The organism is Flavobacterium sp. TSSA_36, assembly GCF_051547165.1.
In the GTDB taxonomy this organism is placed as follows: domain Bacteria; phylum Bacteroidota; class Bacteroidia; order Flavobacteriales; family Flavobacteriaceae; genus Flavobacterium.
In genome coordinates this window covers 154,257-168,676 of sequence record NZ_JBPTTP010000002.1, presented here as the reverse complement: position 1 = coordinate 168,676, position 14,420 = coordinate 154,257, and the positions used below count along the sequence as shown (strand labels likewise).

The window sequence follows — 14,420 nt, the reverse complement described above, 5'->3', positions numbered from 1 at the left end:
TTTGGGAGCCTTTACTGTATTAATTATCCTTGCATATCCATTTCTCCTTCGTTCATGTTTCTTTTCGGTTTTTCTTTTTCGTTTTTGGATTTGTTGAAACGATAGGTAAAAGAAAGTGAGACTTGCCGTATTCTAAATTGCATTTCGGAATAGGATTCTACGGCATCAAGTCGAGTTTCTGAGATCATTTTTCGGCTATTGAATACGTCACTTACATTAAAAGCTACCGTACCTTTATCCTTTAATACGTCCTTGCTAAAGGCCAAATTCATAGCTAAAACGCCTAGCCTTTTACCTTGAGCATTGTCTTGTGGACCATTATAGGTCATGTTTGTTTGCCAATCAATTTTTCCCGGTAGGGTAATTTTTGAGGTTAATCGTGCCGTCCATGAGGTGGCATCAAAATCAAAATTTTGCGTAATTTCCTCTCCTTTAGAATTGGTGTAAATAAAATCACCTCGAGTTTGAACCGCAAAAACATTGAAATTACTATTTAATTTCCACCATTTGTAAGGCGTATAATTTAATGTAAATTCAAAACCGCTTCTAAGTTCAGTACCAAGATTGATTGGTGACGCAATAATTACTGGAACTCCATTAACCAAATCGCCGGATTCTCGTCGTGCGAATTGAAAAGCATCGGAAGTTTTGTTAACGTACAATGACGTATTTAAAGTCAATTTATCCCATCTTTTGATGTATCCAAAATCAATTGCATCTGTTAAAGCGGGATCTAAATCCGGATTTCCAACGAATATATTAATATTACTTGACAATCCGTTGAAAGGATTTAAAAAACGGCCTCTTGGTCTCTGAATTCTTTTACTATAACTGATTGACGTACTGCTCTTGTCTGATAATTCATAGGTAAAAAATGCACTTGGGAAAAGATTCCCATATTTTTTAGTGTTAAAGTCGTTAGTTTGAAGAAAATTGATATCAATATTTGAATCTTCAAAACGCAAACCGAAAAGCATTGAAAGTCGATTTACTTTGGCACCATATTGGGAATAAAAGGCATTTACTCTTTCTTTATATTCCATGAAATTGGTAAAAATACCAACAGCAGATCCACTACTGTTTACAGCATAGTCAGTATTTAAATTTGTAAAATCACCACGATAACCTGCTTCAAGCTGTTGTCCTTTTCCTAAGGGTAATACATAGTCAACGACAAATAAATTTCTTTTTTGATCTTGGTTATTACGGGAATCATCAAATTTAACCAATGTAGAATTGGTGGTTTTGTCAGTAATTAATGCAGCATTTAAATCCTTGTTACTTGAAATAGAAATGTCAACACTAAGTTTGTGTCCTTCCTTTTCAAAGTTTTTGATAAAATTAGAAGCGTATTCGAAATTTTCACTATCACTATTTTCTTGATTTAAACGGTTTCGAGTATATTGATAATTGAAATTTTTGTCGTAATTATCTTGAAACACATCGTCTTTATTAGTACCATTGCTTTTTCGGTAATTGATACTGTTTGTCCAAGAAGTTGTCTTGTTCAGGTACCATTCTATTCCTGCTGTACCGTTGTAGGCATTGTTAAAACGGTCGTTTTCACGCGCTTCATAAATATAATTTTTGATTGTGCCATCGGTATTAAAATATTTTGAATTATTTAATCCTTTTCCAGGGTTGTTTCGGTTGTTGTATCCTTGGGTAGTAAAAATATTATATCTTTCAGTTTTATAGTTCAGTGTTCCACTTATTCCATGATTGTCAGGGTATCCGGTATTAGCAATAAATGTTCCATTGAAGCCTTGGTTTTTTCCTTTTTTTAAGATAATATTCAATAATCCACCGCCACCTTCAGCATCGTATCTAGCAGAAGGATTGGTTACTACTTCTACTTTTTCAATGGCATCCGCAGGAATAAGTCGAAGTGCTTCGGTGATATTAATCGCATTTGAAGGACGTCCGTCGATGAGGATGCGAACATTTTCATTGCCTCTCAAACTTACGTTTCCTTCCGCATCCACTGCTACTGAGGGAATGTTATCTAGTACGTCACTTACTGTTCCTCCTTTTACCATTAAATCTGAACCTACATTGTATACTTTTTTATCTAGCTTAATCTCAACGGTCGTTTTTTCAGCTCTAATCACCACTTCATTAAGTTGTGCTGCGTCCTCGGTTAGACCAATACTGCCAAGTGATAGATTATCCGTAATGATTTTTTGTTTTATTTCGAAGGGTTTAAAAGAAATAAATTCTGCTATGATGTCATAAGTACCTGGTGATACTTCTATCGAAAATTCTCCCTTAGTATTAGTAACTCCTCCTGCAATTATTTTGGGATTGGTGCTGTTTTTAAGGGTAATAGTTGCATATTCTAACGGTTGTTTTGAAATCTTTTCGAAGACTTTTCCGGTAACTTTTAGTTTTGGTTTTCCGGGCTGTGCATAAATGAATAGACTAAAGCAAAATAGTAATACAGTAAGCGTTGGGGTAAGTTTTTTCATTTTTAGAATTAATGTTATGCCATTTTAGACTGTTTTAAGTCCAAATAGTTTCATTTGGTTTTCATAATTATTTGTTAAATAATAAAATCCTTATTGAAGGAAATTATGGATTTTCGCCTCATCTCGCGCAATAATTGCACTTGTTTCAGTAATTAATAATGGTCTTTCTATTAGTATGGGGTTGGTAATCATGATATTGATAATTTCTTCTTCACTTAGTGTTTTGCCTTTGAAAGTGTCGATCCATAATTTTTCCTTTTGACGTACTAAATCTATTGGAGGTATTCCCAATTTTTTTAAAACTGATTTTAAAGTTGCTTCGGTTGGAGGAGTAGTGAGATAATTGATGATCTCAAATTCTAGTTTTTTAGACTCAAGTATAGCAAGACAATTTCGTGATTTACCGCAGCGGTTGTTGTGCAAAATTTGTAACATTTTTAAGGGGTATTATAGCTTTTAAGCCAAATAAATAAAGTAAATTTAACTTGCAAAAATATAAGAACTTTATTGTAATACAACTAAACTAACTGTTAATACTATGTTTTTAGAACAAGGGATTCGTCCACAAAATTATTTTTTGAAGTACCTAGTAGGTTCGCTTATTGTTATTGCAGCCTCTTTTGTAGGCCAATTGCCCATGATCATAGTCCTGTTTATGGTTGCGACTAAAGAAAATCGTAATTTCCCAGTTTCTAATGAAGAGATGATGCATTTTTTAGCACCTAATACAACTTTGTTTTTGATGCTTTTGTCTTTTGTGGTGGCACTTGGCGCTTTTTTTTTGGTGGTTAAAATGTTACACAAACAAACTATCCTTTCGGTAACTAGCGCGAGGCCTCAAGTAGATTGGGGTAGAGTATTTTATGCCTTTTGTATTTGGAGTTTTTTTGGTGTTACTTCAACTTTAGTAGATTGGGTCTTACATCCCGATGATTTTGTTCTGAATTTTGAATGCTATCCTTTTATGGTGCTTTTTATGATTAGTTTAGTGTTGATTCCGATACAAACTACAACTGAAGAATATATCTTTAGGGGCTATCTGATGCAAGGATTTGCTAATTTATCCGGGAATAGATGGTTTCCTTTACTAATGACGGCTACTATTTTTGGAGTAATGCACTTAGCGAATCCCGAAGTAGTTAAAATGGGAAGCAGCATTATGATCTACTATATTGGAACAGGTTTATTTTTAGGAATACTTACCTTAATGGATGAAGGAATGGAATTAGCCTTAGGTTTTCATGCTTCAAATAATCTAATTGGGGCTTTGTTGGTGACCTCAGATTGGACAGTTTTTCAAACCCATTCGATTTTAAAACAAGTGGCCGAACCGAGTATCGGATATGATGTATTCCTCCCAGTTTTGTTGATTTACCCAATTCTTTTGCTTATATTTGGTAGAAAATATCGGTGGACTAATTGGAAATCTAAACTTACGGGGTCCATCAATAATAAAGTATAATAACTTATAAATACAGTTCAGTTATGAAAACAGTTACATACAAAAATGTTCATAATCATTTTAAATTCAATGGAGTTCACTTAAATCGAGAGCAATTGTGCATGGTAGCCTACTCTTTTATTAAGGAAGGAGCTGATTTTCAAAAAGCACTAGGAGATTTTTTAATTGATTGGTTTGATAATAAATCTTATATCGAAATGAATACCTCAGGTAGTACTGGAATTCCAAAATTGATTCGTGTTGAAAAGCAAGCTATGGTAAGCTCGGCTTTGGCAACGGGAGATTTTTTTGATTTGCAACCTGGTAATAAGGTATTGCATTGCTTACCTGTAGATTATGTTGCAGGAAAAATGATGTTTGTCCGCTCTTTTATTTTAGGTTTAGACATGGATTTTGTTGCTCCTAATTCTAATCCATTGCAATATATTGATAGCAAATATGATTTTACTGCCATGGTTCCGTTACAGGCAAAAAATTCTTTGGATAAGTTAAAAAATATTAAGAAAATTATCATTGGCGGGGTAAAAATCCATAAATCATTGGAAGAAAAATTGGTAAAACTTCCAAACAAAATTTATGAAACCTATGGCATGACAGAGACAATCACTCATATAGCAGCCAAACGTGTTGGAGAAAAGGCGTTTAAAACGCTCCCAAATGTTACTGTTTCTGTAGATGAAAATAGCGGTTTAGTGGTTCACGCCCCTGCAATAAATTCGAATCCAATTGTAACGAATGATATCGTGGACTTAATTTCTGACACTGAATTTGTTTGGTTGGGAAGATTAGATAATATCATCAATAGTGGAGGAGTGAAATTAATGCCGGAAAAAATTGAAGAAAAACTTTCCACACATATTCCAAGACGTTTCTTTATTGCGGGGCAATCGGATGCTGTTTTGGGTGAAAAAGTAATTTTATATGTTGAAGGAGACCCCATGACCATAGATGCCTCTATTTTTGAGCGTCTTGATAAATTTGAAAAACCAAAAGAGATCGTTTTTGTACCTGTTTTTGAAGTAACTGCCACTGGAAAAATCATCAGAAAAGAGCCTATCGTAGCTTAGTTTTACAAATTCAGTAGTTTTTTTGATGTCGCTATTTTACTTTTTTTGCTCAAAAGAGCAATAGAAATATAGAATATTACAATAATGTCCAACTTTTAATTTTAAACTTAATGAGAAAAATTTCTTTTATTTACGGGTTAATTATTATGTTTTCTTGTGCTGTAGTACATGCCCAAATGATTTCTAAAAAATCATTGCTCAACTCATTAAGCGACACTGGAATTAGTACTATTTCTTCTTCACAAAAAAAGGGTATGGATGATCTAAATTCTAACTTGGTTTCTGATTTGTACAAAATTGAATCCAAAAAACAATCTAAATCTGAAAGGGAAATCGCAATTGATCAACTGTTTGATAAAAGAGACAAGGATGTTGATAGTCTTTTTGGTAATGATTCTAATTATATAAAAAAATATAAAAAAGAGTATCGTAAAAAAAGTCGTTCTCTGCGAATGAAAATAAAATTAGCACGATTAGTGCTTTAATATAAAAGGGCTTTCCAAAATACGGAAAGCCCTTCTGCTTTTAATAAGTAGTGTTCATTTTCTCTCTAATCTCCTTTAAACACAAATTATTAATACTTCCTTCATGCGTGTGTTGGGTAGCTTTTGGTGATTGGTAGGTACCATTTTCTAATTGTTCTGCCACAGCTTTGTAGGCATCTCTAAAAGGCATTCCTGCAACTACCATTTCGTTTAGGGTATCTACAGTAAATAGGTAATTGTATTTCGGGTCGGCTAGAATGTTGTCTTTAACCTTGATGTCTTTGATGGAAAAAATAGCAATATCCAAACAGGCTTTTAGATTTTGTATAGCAGGAAATAATCCTTCTTTCAACAATTGAAATTCACGATGATAGCCACTAGGTAGGTTGTTGGTAATTAAAGTGATTTCATAAGGTAGCGCTTGAATTTTATTGCATTTTCCACGAATTAGTTCAAAAACATCGGGATTCTTTTTGTGAGGCATAATGCTCGACCCAGTCGTTAGATGAGCTGGTAAACTAATAAAATCGAAGTTTTGGCTCATATATAGACACACATCCATGGAGAATTTTGCTAAAGTCGCAGCCACGCTACTCATAGCAAAAGCGACTGTTTTTTCAGATTTTCCACGACTCATTTGTGCTGCTACTGAATTGAATTTTAAAGTAGCAAATCCTAATTCCTGAGTAGTAAAGGTTCGGTTGATAGGGAAGGAGCTGCCATAACCAGCGGCGGAACCTAATGGATTTTGATTTACCACTTTTAGAGCAGCATTCAACATCGTGATATCATCTATCAAAGTTTCGGCGTAAGCGGAAAACCACATACCAAAGGAAGATGGCATAGCAATTTGTAAATGCGTATAGCCAGGTAATAGTACATTTTGATACTGTTCAGCGGATTCCATCAACAAATCGAATAGTGTTTTTACTTGCTCTTTGAGTGCTATAACTACATCTTTTAAATATAAATTGACATCTACTAATACTTGGTCATTTCGAGAACGTGCTGTGTGTATTTTTTTACCAGCGTCGCCTAGTTTTTCGGTCAATAAGTATTCGATTTTGGAATGTACGTCTTCAAAGCTGTCTTCGATTTCGAAATCTCCTTTTTCAATAGTTGTAATTATATCTTGTAAGACCAAAACTAAGTCCTCAGCTTCTGTTGCCTCCAATAATCCTATTTGAGCCAACATTTTAGCGTGAGCGATAGAGCCTAAAGCATCGTATTTGGCCAAAACCAAATCAAGTTCACGGTCATTTCCTACCGTAAAATGTTCGATTTGTTTGTCGGTTGGTATTCCTTTTTCCCAGAGTTTCATATATTTTTTATGATGCGTAGGGTCAGGTCGCGACCTGACCCTACAAATTAATTTTTTAAAAAATCTGTCAATATTTTAATGTACAATTCAATTCCTTCTTCGATTTCATTGATGTAAATGAATTCGTCAGCCGAGTGAGACCGCAGGGTTTCTCCTGGGCCAAGTTTTAACGACTGGCAACTCAACACCGATTGATCCGAAAGCGTAGGAGAGCCATAGGTGGTGCGGCCTAACGCGATTCCTGCTTGTACTAATCCGTGTGAAAGAGGAATAGAAGAAGCATTGAGATGCATAGAACGTGGTGTAATCTCAGCATTCACTAGTTGACGAACCGTGTCTAATATTTCTGCATTGGTATAACAATCGTTTACTCGAATATCGACTACCAAATGGCATTCAGCAGGCACTACATTGTGTTGTTTTCCTGCGTTGATTTGGGTTACCGTCATTTTCACGGGCCCTAAAACTTCTGATATTTTTTCGAATAGGTAACTGTTAAACCAACTAATAATTGGCATAGCATTGTAAATCGGATTGTCAGGATTATGATGCGCTGCGTGGCTAGCGGTTCCTTTTACAACCACGTCCAAAACCAAAAGGCCTTTTTCAGCAATGGCCAATTGCATTAAGGTTGGTTCGCCCACTATGGCACAATCAATTTCTGGTAAATGTTGTAGTACGCTATTCAAGCCGTTTTTGCCACTGCTTTCTTCTTCTGCGGAAGCGACTATAACCAAATTGTAAGGCAAATTTTCTTGCCCATAAAAATGAACAAAAGTGGCCAATAAAGCCACTAAACAACCTCCAGCATCGTTACTGCCGAGACCAAATAATTTCCCGTCTTTTTCTATAGGTTCAAAAGGGTCGTTGGTATAGCCTTGGTTGGGTTTTACCGTATCGTGATGAGAGTTCAGCAAAAGGGTAGGTTTAGCCGCATCAAAATGTTGATTATACGCCCAAATATTATTGTTTTCCCGCTCAAAGGGAATGTTATTTTGCTGGAACCATTGTTCTATTAAAAGCGCTGTTTGTTCCTCTTCACTAGAAAAGGAAGGAGTCGCAATCAGGGCTTTTAGTAAGGCGATGGCTTCTTGTGTAAGGGTTGTAATGGTTTTCAAAATTTTTAATTTAACCCTTTCAGAGTTCTGAATTCTGAAAGGGTTGTTAGTAATCTATAATGTTATACTGGTACAAAGTGCGTTGTTGTCTTTCAATAGTCTGTGATGTCCAATTTTTATTTTATGAACGCCTTTGGACAAGCTGTTAAAGCAATTGTCGAGTTTTGGAATCATTCCTGAATGTATGGCGCCTTCTGATTTTAATTGGTCATACAGTTCTTTATTGATGTTTTCAATGACAGAAGTGTCGTCTTCGGCATCATACAAAACCCCCGATTTTTCGAAGCAATACGTCAAAGTTACTTCAAAAACTTCCGACAAAGCAATGGCTAATTCACTGGCAATCGTATCAGCATTCGTATTCAATAATTGTCCTTGTTTGTCGTGTGTAATAGCGCAAAAAACTGGTGTTATCTCGTTTTTTAGCAATGTTTCTAGCAGCGAGGTGTTTACTTTTTGTACATCGCCCACAAAACCGTAATCAATCGTGGGATGATTTCTTTTGGTGGACTGAATCAAATTACCATCGGCACCTGAAAAGCCCATAGCATTAGTTCCCTTTGCGTGTAATTGTGCTACGATATTTTTGTTGATTTCGCCAGCATAAATCATCACCACAACGTCTAGCATAGGTTGGTCGGTGATGCGTCTTCCATCAATCATTTGAGGGACTAAACCAATACTTTTCGCCATTTTGGTGGCTGATTTTCCTCCGCCGTGCACCAACACTTTATAGCCTTCAATTTTTGAAAAATCGGCAATAAATTGTTGTAGTTCGGCTGGATTATCGATGATATTGCCACCGATTTTTACTATTGTTAGTTGTTCCATTCTTTTGAATTAATACTCTAAACTTTTGGTTTTATTAGGTAATCTTTTCAGTATTTTTTTTAAAACCAATTGTGCCGAATAGGTTCTGTTATGGGCTTGCTGAATCACTATTGAGTTTTCGCTATCAATCACTTCATCGGCTACAATCACATTGCGACGCACCGGAAGACAATGCATAAATTTGGCATTGTTCGTCAACTTCATTTTCTCAGCCGTAACGGTCCAATTTTCGTCTGTATTCGTCACTTTCCCGTAGTCGTTGTAATTGCTCCAGTTTTTGGCATAAATAAAATCAGCATTTTCAAAAGCTTTGTCCTGATTGTATTCAATTACCGAATCCTTGGTGATTTCAGGATTCAATTCATAACCTTCTGGATGCGTAATTACAAAATCCATATCTCTTTGCAGTTGCATCATTTCTACAAACGAATTGGCCACGGCCTGAGGTAATGCTTTGGGATGAGGTGCCCAAGTCAGTACTACTTTAGGTTTGTGTTTGGTTTTGAATTCGGCCATTGTAATTGCATCGGCCAAGGATTGTAGCGGGTGACCCGTAGCACTTTCCATATTAACAATAGGCACAGTGGCGTATTTTGCAAAACCACTCAACACAGTTTCTGCATTATCTTTTTCTTTATCCGTTAGTCCCGCAAAAGCTCTGATGGCAATAATATCGCAATATTGCGAAACGACTTCGGCGGCTTCTTTGATGTGTTCTGAGGCGCCTTGATTCATAATTGTGCCGTCTTCGAACTCTAAAGTCCATCCTTCAGCTCCAAAATTCATAACCATCACGTTCATTCCTAGATTGATGGCTGCTTTTTGAGTACTCAAACGCGTTCTCAAACTTGGATTGAAAAAGAGCATAACCAATGTTTTGTCTTTACCTAATCTTTGATTTTTTAAAGGGTCTTTCTTTATTTTAAGGGCTTGTTTTACCCATTTTTTTAGGGAATCGATTTCTTTTATTGAGGTGTAATTCATAGCTTTATCTTATTAGAATGCTGAATAAGCGGATTTGTAGTTTGTAATTTTTAGTGGCTCTAAGTTAAATAATTTTAGTGAAAGGGATTTCATTCCGCAGCGCTTTCCGCATAAAATCATCCTCTAGGCCATTCACAATCCAAGTCTCAATATTGGCTTTTTTGGCAATTGCTGCCGATTCAATTTTCGATTGCATACCTCCAGTTCCGTGTGAAGATTTGAAATCGCCGATTTCTTTTTCTAGCAATGACAAATCGGTTACTAGTTCTATCGTTGATGGAAGTGCATCGTTGATAGAAGCTTTAGTGTAAATTCCATTAGTATTGGTGGCAATAATCAAAATATCTACATCTAACAATACGGCTGCTAAAGCGGCTAATTTATCGTTGTCGCCAAACTTGATTTCGTCCGTAGCCACCGTGTCATTTTCATTGATGATGGGAATGTAATTGTTTTTGACCAACACATTGATTGTGTTTACGATGTTGACTTTGGATTGTTCTTTCTCAAAATCAGAATAGGAGAGAAGGCATTGTGAAATATGCAATCCTAAATCGCTGAAATTTTCGTGATAAATACGCATCAAATGGGGTTGCCCAATGGATGCAAGGGCTTGTTTTACAAATACTTCTTGGTCATTATTGTCCAGCTTAACAAATTGCTTGGCAGCGGCAATTGCCCCAGAACTCACAATAATGAATTCGTATTGGTCTTGTAGCGCGGCAATTTGCATTCCAATATCCTCAATTTTTCCTCTAGAAATATGATTGGTTTCCTTGGTTAAGGTGTTGCTGCCTAATTTTAATAATATTCTTTTTTTTGTCATTTTGTATTTTTTTACAAACAGATTGTGCATTGGGTTGGGGCATCGTAGGGACAAGTCGCGACTTGTCCCTACTGTCCCTACGATGTCCCTAACGAACCTGTCCTTCTCCGTAAACATACCATTTGTTGGTAACCAAATGTTGTAAACCAATAGGGCCACGTTGGTGTAATTTGTCTGTGCTGATAGCCAGTTCTCCGCCTAAACCAAATTGCCCTCCATCGGTAAAACGAGTTGAAGCATTATGATAAACGGATGAAGCATCAACGTTATCCATAAATTCTTGGGCTGTAGTTTCACTTTTGGTGATGATAGCAGCTGAGTGACCTCCGCAATAGGTGTTGATTTTAGCTATTGCTTCTTGATTTGAAGAAACGGTGCCAATTACAATCTTGTAGTCCAAAAATTCTTCATACCAAATGTCGTCTGAATCAATTTGGGAAATTTGAGTTGCTTTGGCCATTGTGGCATCTCCTAAAACGCTTACTTTTCGTTCTTGTAAAGCACGGACTAATTGGTTAGCAAAATCTTCCCAATTCGGTAAATTAATGTCAATTACTACTTTATCTAAAGCGTTGCAAACTGATATATTTGAAGTTTTTGCGTTTATAATTATTGCCATTGCTTTGTCTAAGTTGGCATCGGCACTTACGTACACAAAATTATTACCGCGTCCACTTACAATCACCGGACAGGTTGCGTGTTTTTTGGTGAATTCAATCAATTTTTCTCCTCCACGAGGCACAATCAAATCGACCTTTTGAGTAGGTTTTTCCAAAAAAGCTTGGGTTTGTGCTCTATCGTAATTCAGGTATTCTACCCAATCCGTTGCTACACCATTGCATTCCAAAGCTTGATGCCAAAGACTTACAATTTTTTGGTTAGACAGTAATGATTCTTTGCCGCCTTTTAAAAGAATTTTATTTCCGGACTTAAAAGCAATACCACCTGCTTCAACTGTTACATCAGGTCGGGACTCATAAATAATTAAAATAGTGCCAAATGCAGCTGTTTTGTTATAGATTTTGAGACCATTATCGTGAACAAATTCAAAACGAACTTTCCCCACTGGGTCTTCTTGACTGGCCAATTGTTGCAAGGACAAAATCATACCGTCAATTTTGGCATCATCGACCAACAAACGTTTTTCCATCGCCAAATCTTCTCCAGAATAATTGGCTAAATCTTGTTGGTTACTACTTTTCAACGCCGTTCGTTCCTGCGCTAGCAAAGCCGCCATCGTGGTTAAAACGGCGTTTCTCTTTTCGATGGTTAGTAGTGTATTCATAGTTTTTGGTTAGTTAATTTTTTTGGCGTGTCCCTCCCGATACTTCGACAAGCTCAGTAGGTCGGGTTTCCCGCTTCTCGATGAAAAAATAGGGACTATCCCTCACGCACAATGTCATTAAGTTAAGAGATTTTAGATTGAAGATTAACGATTCTTGATTTTAGATTTTGGTGCAAGTGAATGAAAAATTAAATGATTTTCATTATTTTTTACATCAGAAATCAAAAATCGTTAATCAAAAATCAGCAATCAAATTATTGATTATTCCTTAACTTAATGATATTGCCCTCACGCAGCGGACTGGCAAGGAATACTCACACAGTTTCTTATTTCAATTCGGCCAACGACTCTTTCAAAGCAACGATAAAGGTATCAATTGCTGCTGTGGTAATGGTCAAGGGCGGTAAAATTCTCAACAGGTTTTTATTATTAGCACTTCCTGTGAAAATATGTTTTTCCACAATCATTTTCTTGCGTAAAGCACTCACATCAAAATCAAATTCTACGCCCAGCATCAATCCTTTTCCTTTCACTTTGATGATTTCAGGCACTTGTTGGATGGCATTCATAAAGTACTCGCTAACGGCGTTTACATTATCCATTAATTTTTCGCTTTTAATCACATCCAAAACGGCAATTCCAGCGGCACAAGCCAAATGACTTCCGCCAAAAGTTGTGCCTAGCAAGCCATAACTCGCTTTGAAATGTGGAGCAATCAAAATTCCTCCAATAGGGAAACCGTTCCCCATTCCTTTGGCCAAGCAAATGATATCCGCTTTGATGTTATTGTACTGATGCGCAAAAAACTTCCCGCTTCTTCCATAACCTGATTGTACTTCGTCTAGAATCAAAACGGCTTCGTATTGTTTGCACAGCTTTTCTAAGGCTTGAAAAAATTCAGGAGTGCCTTCATCTAAACCGCCCACACCTTGAATTCCTTCAATAATTACGGTGCACACATCGCCTTTTTGTAATTCGGTTTCCACCAAATCAATCTGGTTTAGTGGTAAAAAAGTAACCACTTGTTGGGCATTAATGGGTGCCACAATTTTTTTGTTGTCTGTTACCGCCACTGCTGCCGATGTTCTTCCGTGAAAAGAGTTATCGAACGCAATCACTCTCGATTTCCCGTTGTGGAAAGAGGCTAGTTTTAATGCATTTTCATTGGCTTCGGCTCCTGAGCTGCACAAAAACAAAGCGTAATCATCATAACCTGATAATTCGCCTAATTTTTGAGCTAATTCTACTTGTAACGGATTTTGGATGGCATTAGAATAGAATCCAATAGCATCCAATTGTTCTTTTACTTTCGCTACATAATGCGGTTGTGTGTGACCAATGGAGATAACTCCGTGGCCGCTGTATAAATCTAAATATTCCACACCGTTTTCATCTGTAATGGTACAGTCTACTGCTTTTACAGGTGTGATGTTGTATAATGGGTAAACGTCGAATAGGTTCATTGTTGTTGTAATTTAAAGATTTAAATATTTTAAAAATTGAAAGATTTGTGTTTGTTGCTGAATGATTTAAACTTTATGGATTTCATAATCTTTAAATTCTTCAATCTTTTAATCTTTCATTTTTTTTTTAAAATCCACTTGGTTTCAAATGCAATCCGGTACTTTCGTCGAGTCCAAAGAGCAAGTTCATATTTTGAATGGCTTGACCTGAGGCGCCTTTGACTAAGTTATCGATAATCGAAGTAATCAAAATTCGGTTGCCTTTTTTCATCAAACTAATGATGCATTTGTTGGTTTGAACCACTTGTTTTAAATTAATGTTGGTAGTGGTAACCGTTACGAACGGTTCGTTTTTATAAAAGGCTTCATATTTGGATACGATATCTTCTAAGCTTTCCTCACAATGTGTGTACAAGGTGGCAAAAATCCCTCTTGGGAAATCGCCTCGATTAGGAATAAAAAGCAATTCGTTTTTGAAATCTTCCTGTAATTGATGCAAACTTTCGCCAATTTCTCCCAAATGTTGGTGTTCAAAAGCTTTGTAATGCGACATATTGTTGTTTCTCCAACTAAAGTGTGACGTTTCTGAAAGACTCACTCCAGCTCCTGTACTTCCGGTTGTGGCGTTGATGTGCACATCGCTGTTGAGTAATTTGGCTTCCGCCAAAGGCAATAAAGCCAATTGAATCGCAGTGGCAAAACAACCGGGATTAGCGATGAATTGTCCATTTTTAATGGCTTTTTTATTCAGTTCTGGTAAGCCGTATATGAATTTTTTGCCCTCAAAAATTGAGTCTTTTTCCAACCTGAAATCATTGCCTAAATCAATGATTTTAGTATGGCTGGCAAATTTATTTTCGGTTAAAAAAGCTTTGGATTTGCCGTGACCTAGACACAGAAAAAGAACGTTTACATTGGGGTTGATGGTATCTGTAAAATTCATTTCGATATCGCCCATCACATCTTGATGAGCTATCGAAAGGGGTTTTCCCGCATTGGTGGTGCTGTACACAAAGTCGAGTTTGGCGTTGGGATGAAACATCAAGATTCTGATGAGTTCGCCAGCCGTATAACCCGAACCGCCAATAATTCCAACATTAATCATAATTT

The 14,420-nt window shown here is 36.5% G+C and carries 13 protein-coding genes; 3 read left to right on the top strand and 10 right to left on the bottom strand.

Translation table 11 applies throughout. The features are described from left to right. Positions 1 to 23: 23 nt before the first annotated feature. Both ACSVH7_RS04930 and ACSVH7_RS04925 read right to left on the bottom strand, forming a co-directional pair. The gene (locus ACSVH7_RS04930; protein WP_438065578.1) at positions 24 to 2,468 is read right to left on the bottom strand and encodes a TonB-dependent receptor domain-containing protein; all 2,445 of its coding nucleotides are present in this window, start codon (positions 2,466 to 2,468) and stop codon (positions 24 to 26) included. 90 nt (positions 2,469 to 2,558) lie between these two features. Beyond that, complete coding sequence (locus ACSVH7_RS04925; protein WP_438065577.1) at positions 2,559 to 2,903, bottom strand: ArsC/Spx/MgsR family protein; 345 nt, start codon at positions 2,901 to 2,903, stop codon at positions 2,559 to 2,561. A 103-nt stretch (positions 2,904 to 3,006) separates the two neighbouring features. Between ACSVH7_RS04925 and ACSVH7_RS04920 the strand changes: the two genes are divergently transcribed. The 3 genes from ACSVH7_RS04920 (at position 3,007) to ACSVH7_RS04910 (ending at position 5,482) form a co-directional block, all read left to right on the top strand. Continuing rightward, entirely contained in the window at positions 3,007 to 3,930 is a 924-nt protein-coding gene (locus ACSVH7_RS04920; RefSeq protein ID WP_438065576.1) for a CPBP family intramembrane glutamic endopeptidase, read from the top strand. A gap of 23 nt (positions 3,931 to 3,953) precedes the next feature. Beyond that, positions 3,954 to 4,997: an AMP-binding protein gene (locus ACSVH7_RS04915; RefSeq protein ID WP_438065575.1), complete on the top strand. Its 1,044-nt coding sequence runs from the start codon at positions 3,954 to 3,956 to the stop codon at positions 4,995 to 4,997. 110 nt (positions 4,998 to 5,107) lie between these two features. After that, positions 5,108 to 5,482, top strand: a complete 375-nt coding sequence (locus ACSVH7_RS04910; RefSeq protein ID WP_438065574.1) for a hypothetical protein — start codon at positions 5,108 to 5,110, stop codon at positions 5,480 to 5,482. Positions 5,483 to 5,522: 40 nt separating this feature from the next. Here ACSVH7_RS04910 and argH read toward each other — a convergent pair whose 3' ends face one another. The 8 genes from argH to argC all read right to left on the bottom strand — a co-directional run bounded on the left by argH (position 5,523) and on the right by argC (position 14,415). After that, the gene (gene argH, locus ACSVH7_RS04905; RefSeq protein WP_438065573.1) at positions 5,523 to 6,803 is read right to left on the bottom strand and encodes an argininosuccinate lyase; all 1,281 of its coding nucleotides are present in this window, start codon (positions 6,801 to 6,803) and stop codon (positions 5,523 to 5,525) included. Positions 6,804 to 6,850: 47 nt separating this feature from the next. Next, positions 6,851 to 7,921, bottom strand: coding sequence for a M20 family metallo-hydrolase (locus ACSVH7_RS04900; RefSeq protein WP_438065572.1), 1,071 nt, complete (start codon positions 7,919 to 7,921; stop codon positions 6,851 to 6,853). A gap of 54 nt (positions 7,922 to 7,975) precedes the next feature. Next, entirely contained in the window at positions 7,976 to 8,752 is a 777-nt protein-coding gene (gene argB, locus ACSVH7_RS04895; RefSeq protein ID WP_438065571.1) for an acetylglutamate kinase, read from the bottom strand. 9 nt (positions 8,753 to 8,761) lie between these two features. Then, positions 8,762 to 9,736 (bottom strand): N-acetylornithine carbamoyltransferase, encoded by a 975-nt coding sequence (locus ACSVH7_RS04890; RefSeq protein ID WP_438065570.1) that lies wholly within the window; start codon positions 9,734 to 9,736, stop codon positions 8,762 to 8,764. A gap of 64 nt (positions 9,737 to 9,800) precedes the next feature. Beyond that, positions 9,801 to 10,562, bottom strand: a complete 762-nt coding sequence (gene proB / locus ACSVH7_RS04885; protein ID WP_438065569.1) for a glutamate 5-kinase — start codon at positions 10,560 to 10,562, stop codon at positions 9,801 to 9,803. 88 nt (positions 10,563 to 10,650) lie between these two features. Then, entirely contained in the window at positions 10,651 to 11,847 is a 1,197-nt protein-coding gene (locus ACSVH7_RS04880) for a glutamate-5-semialdehyde dehydrogenase (protein WP_438065568.1), read from the bottom strand. A 326-nt stretch (positions 11,848 to 12,173) separates the two neighbouring features. Next, positions 12,174 to 13,310, bottom strand: coding sequence for an aspartate aminotransferase family protein (locus tag ACSVH7_RS04875; RefSeq protein ID WP_438065567.1), 1,137 nt, complete (start codon positions 13,308 to 13,310; stop codon positions 12,174 to 12,176). Between the two features lie 127 nt (positions 13,311 to 13,437). After that, positions 13,438 to 14,415: an N-acetyl-gamma-glutamyl-phosphate reductase gene (gene argC, locus ACSVH7_RS04870; RefSeq protein ID WP_438065566.1), complete on the bottom strand. Its 978-nt coding sequence runs from the start codon at positions 14,413 to 14,415 to the stop codon at positions 13,438 to 13,440. Positions 14,416 to 14,420: the final 5 nt, after the last annotated feature.

Bases quoted from the DNA above. Each gene is read 5' to 3' on its own strand.
- ACSVH7_RS04875 (WP_438065567.1), bottom strand. From the start codon at position 13,310: ATGAACCTATTCGACGTTTACCCATTATACAACATCACACCTGTAAAA.
- ACSVH7_RS04890 (WP_438065570.1), bottom strand. From the start codon at position 9,736: ATGAATTACACCTCAATAAAAGAAATCGATTCCCTAAAAAAATGGGTA.
- ACSVH7_RS04925 (WP_438065577.1), bottom strand. From the start codon at position 2,903: ATGTTACAAATTTTGCACAACAACCGCTGCGGTAAATCACGAAATTGT.
- proB (WP_438065569.1), bottom strand. From the start codon at position 10,562: ATGACAAAAAAAAGAATATTATTAAAATTAGGCAGCAACACCTTAACC.
- ACSVH7_RS04910 (WP_438065574.1), top strand. From the start codon at position 5,108: ATGAGAAAAATTTCTTTTATTTACGGGTTAATTATTATGTTTTCTTGT.
- ACSVH7_RS04915 (WP_438065575.1), top strand. From the start codon at position 3,954: ATGAAAACAGTTACATACAAAAATGTTCATAATCATTTTAAATTCAAT.
- argB (WP_438065571.1), bottom strand. From the start codon at position 8,752: ATGGAACAACTAACAATAGTAAAAATCGGTGGCAATATCATCGATAAT.
- argH (WP_438065573.1), bottom strand. From the start codon at position 6,803: ATGAAACTCTGGGAAAAAGGAATACCAACCGACAAACAAATCGAACAT.
- ACSVH7_RS04930 (WP_438065578.1), bottom strand. From the start codon at position 2,468: ATGAAAAAACTTACCCCAACGCTTACTGTATTACTATTTTGCTTTAGT.
- ACSVH7_RS04920 (WP_438065576.1), top strand. From the start codon at position 3,007: ATGTTTTTAGAACAAGGGATTCGTCCACAAAATTATTTTTTGAAGTAC.
- argC (WP_438065566.1), bottom strand. From the start codon at position 14,415: ATGATTAATGTTGGAATTATTGGCGGTTCGGGTTATACGGCTGGCGAA.
- ACSVH7_RS04880 (WP_438065568.1), bottom strand. From the start codon at position 11,847: ATGAATACACTACTAACCATCGAAAAGAGAAACGCCGTTTTAACCACG.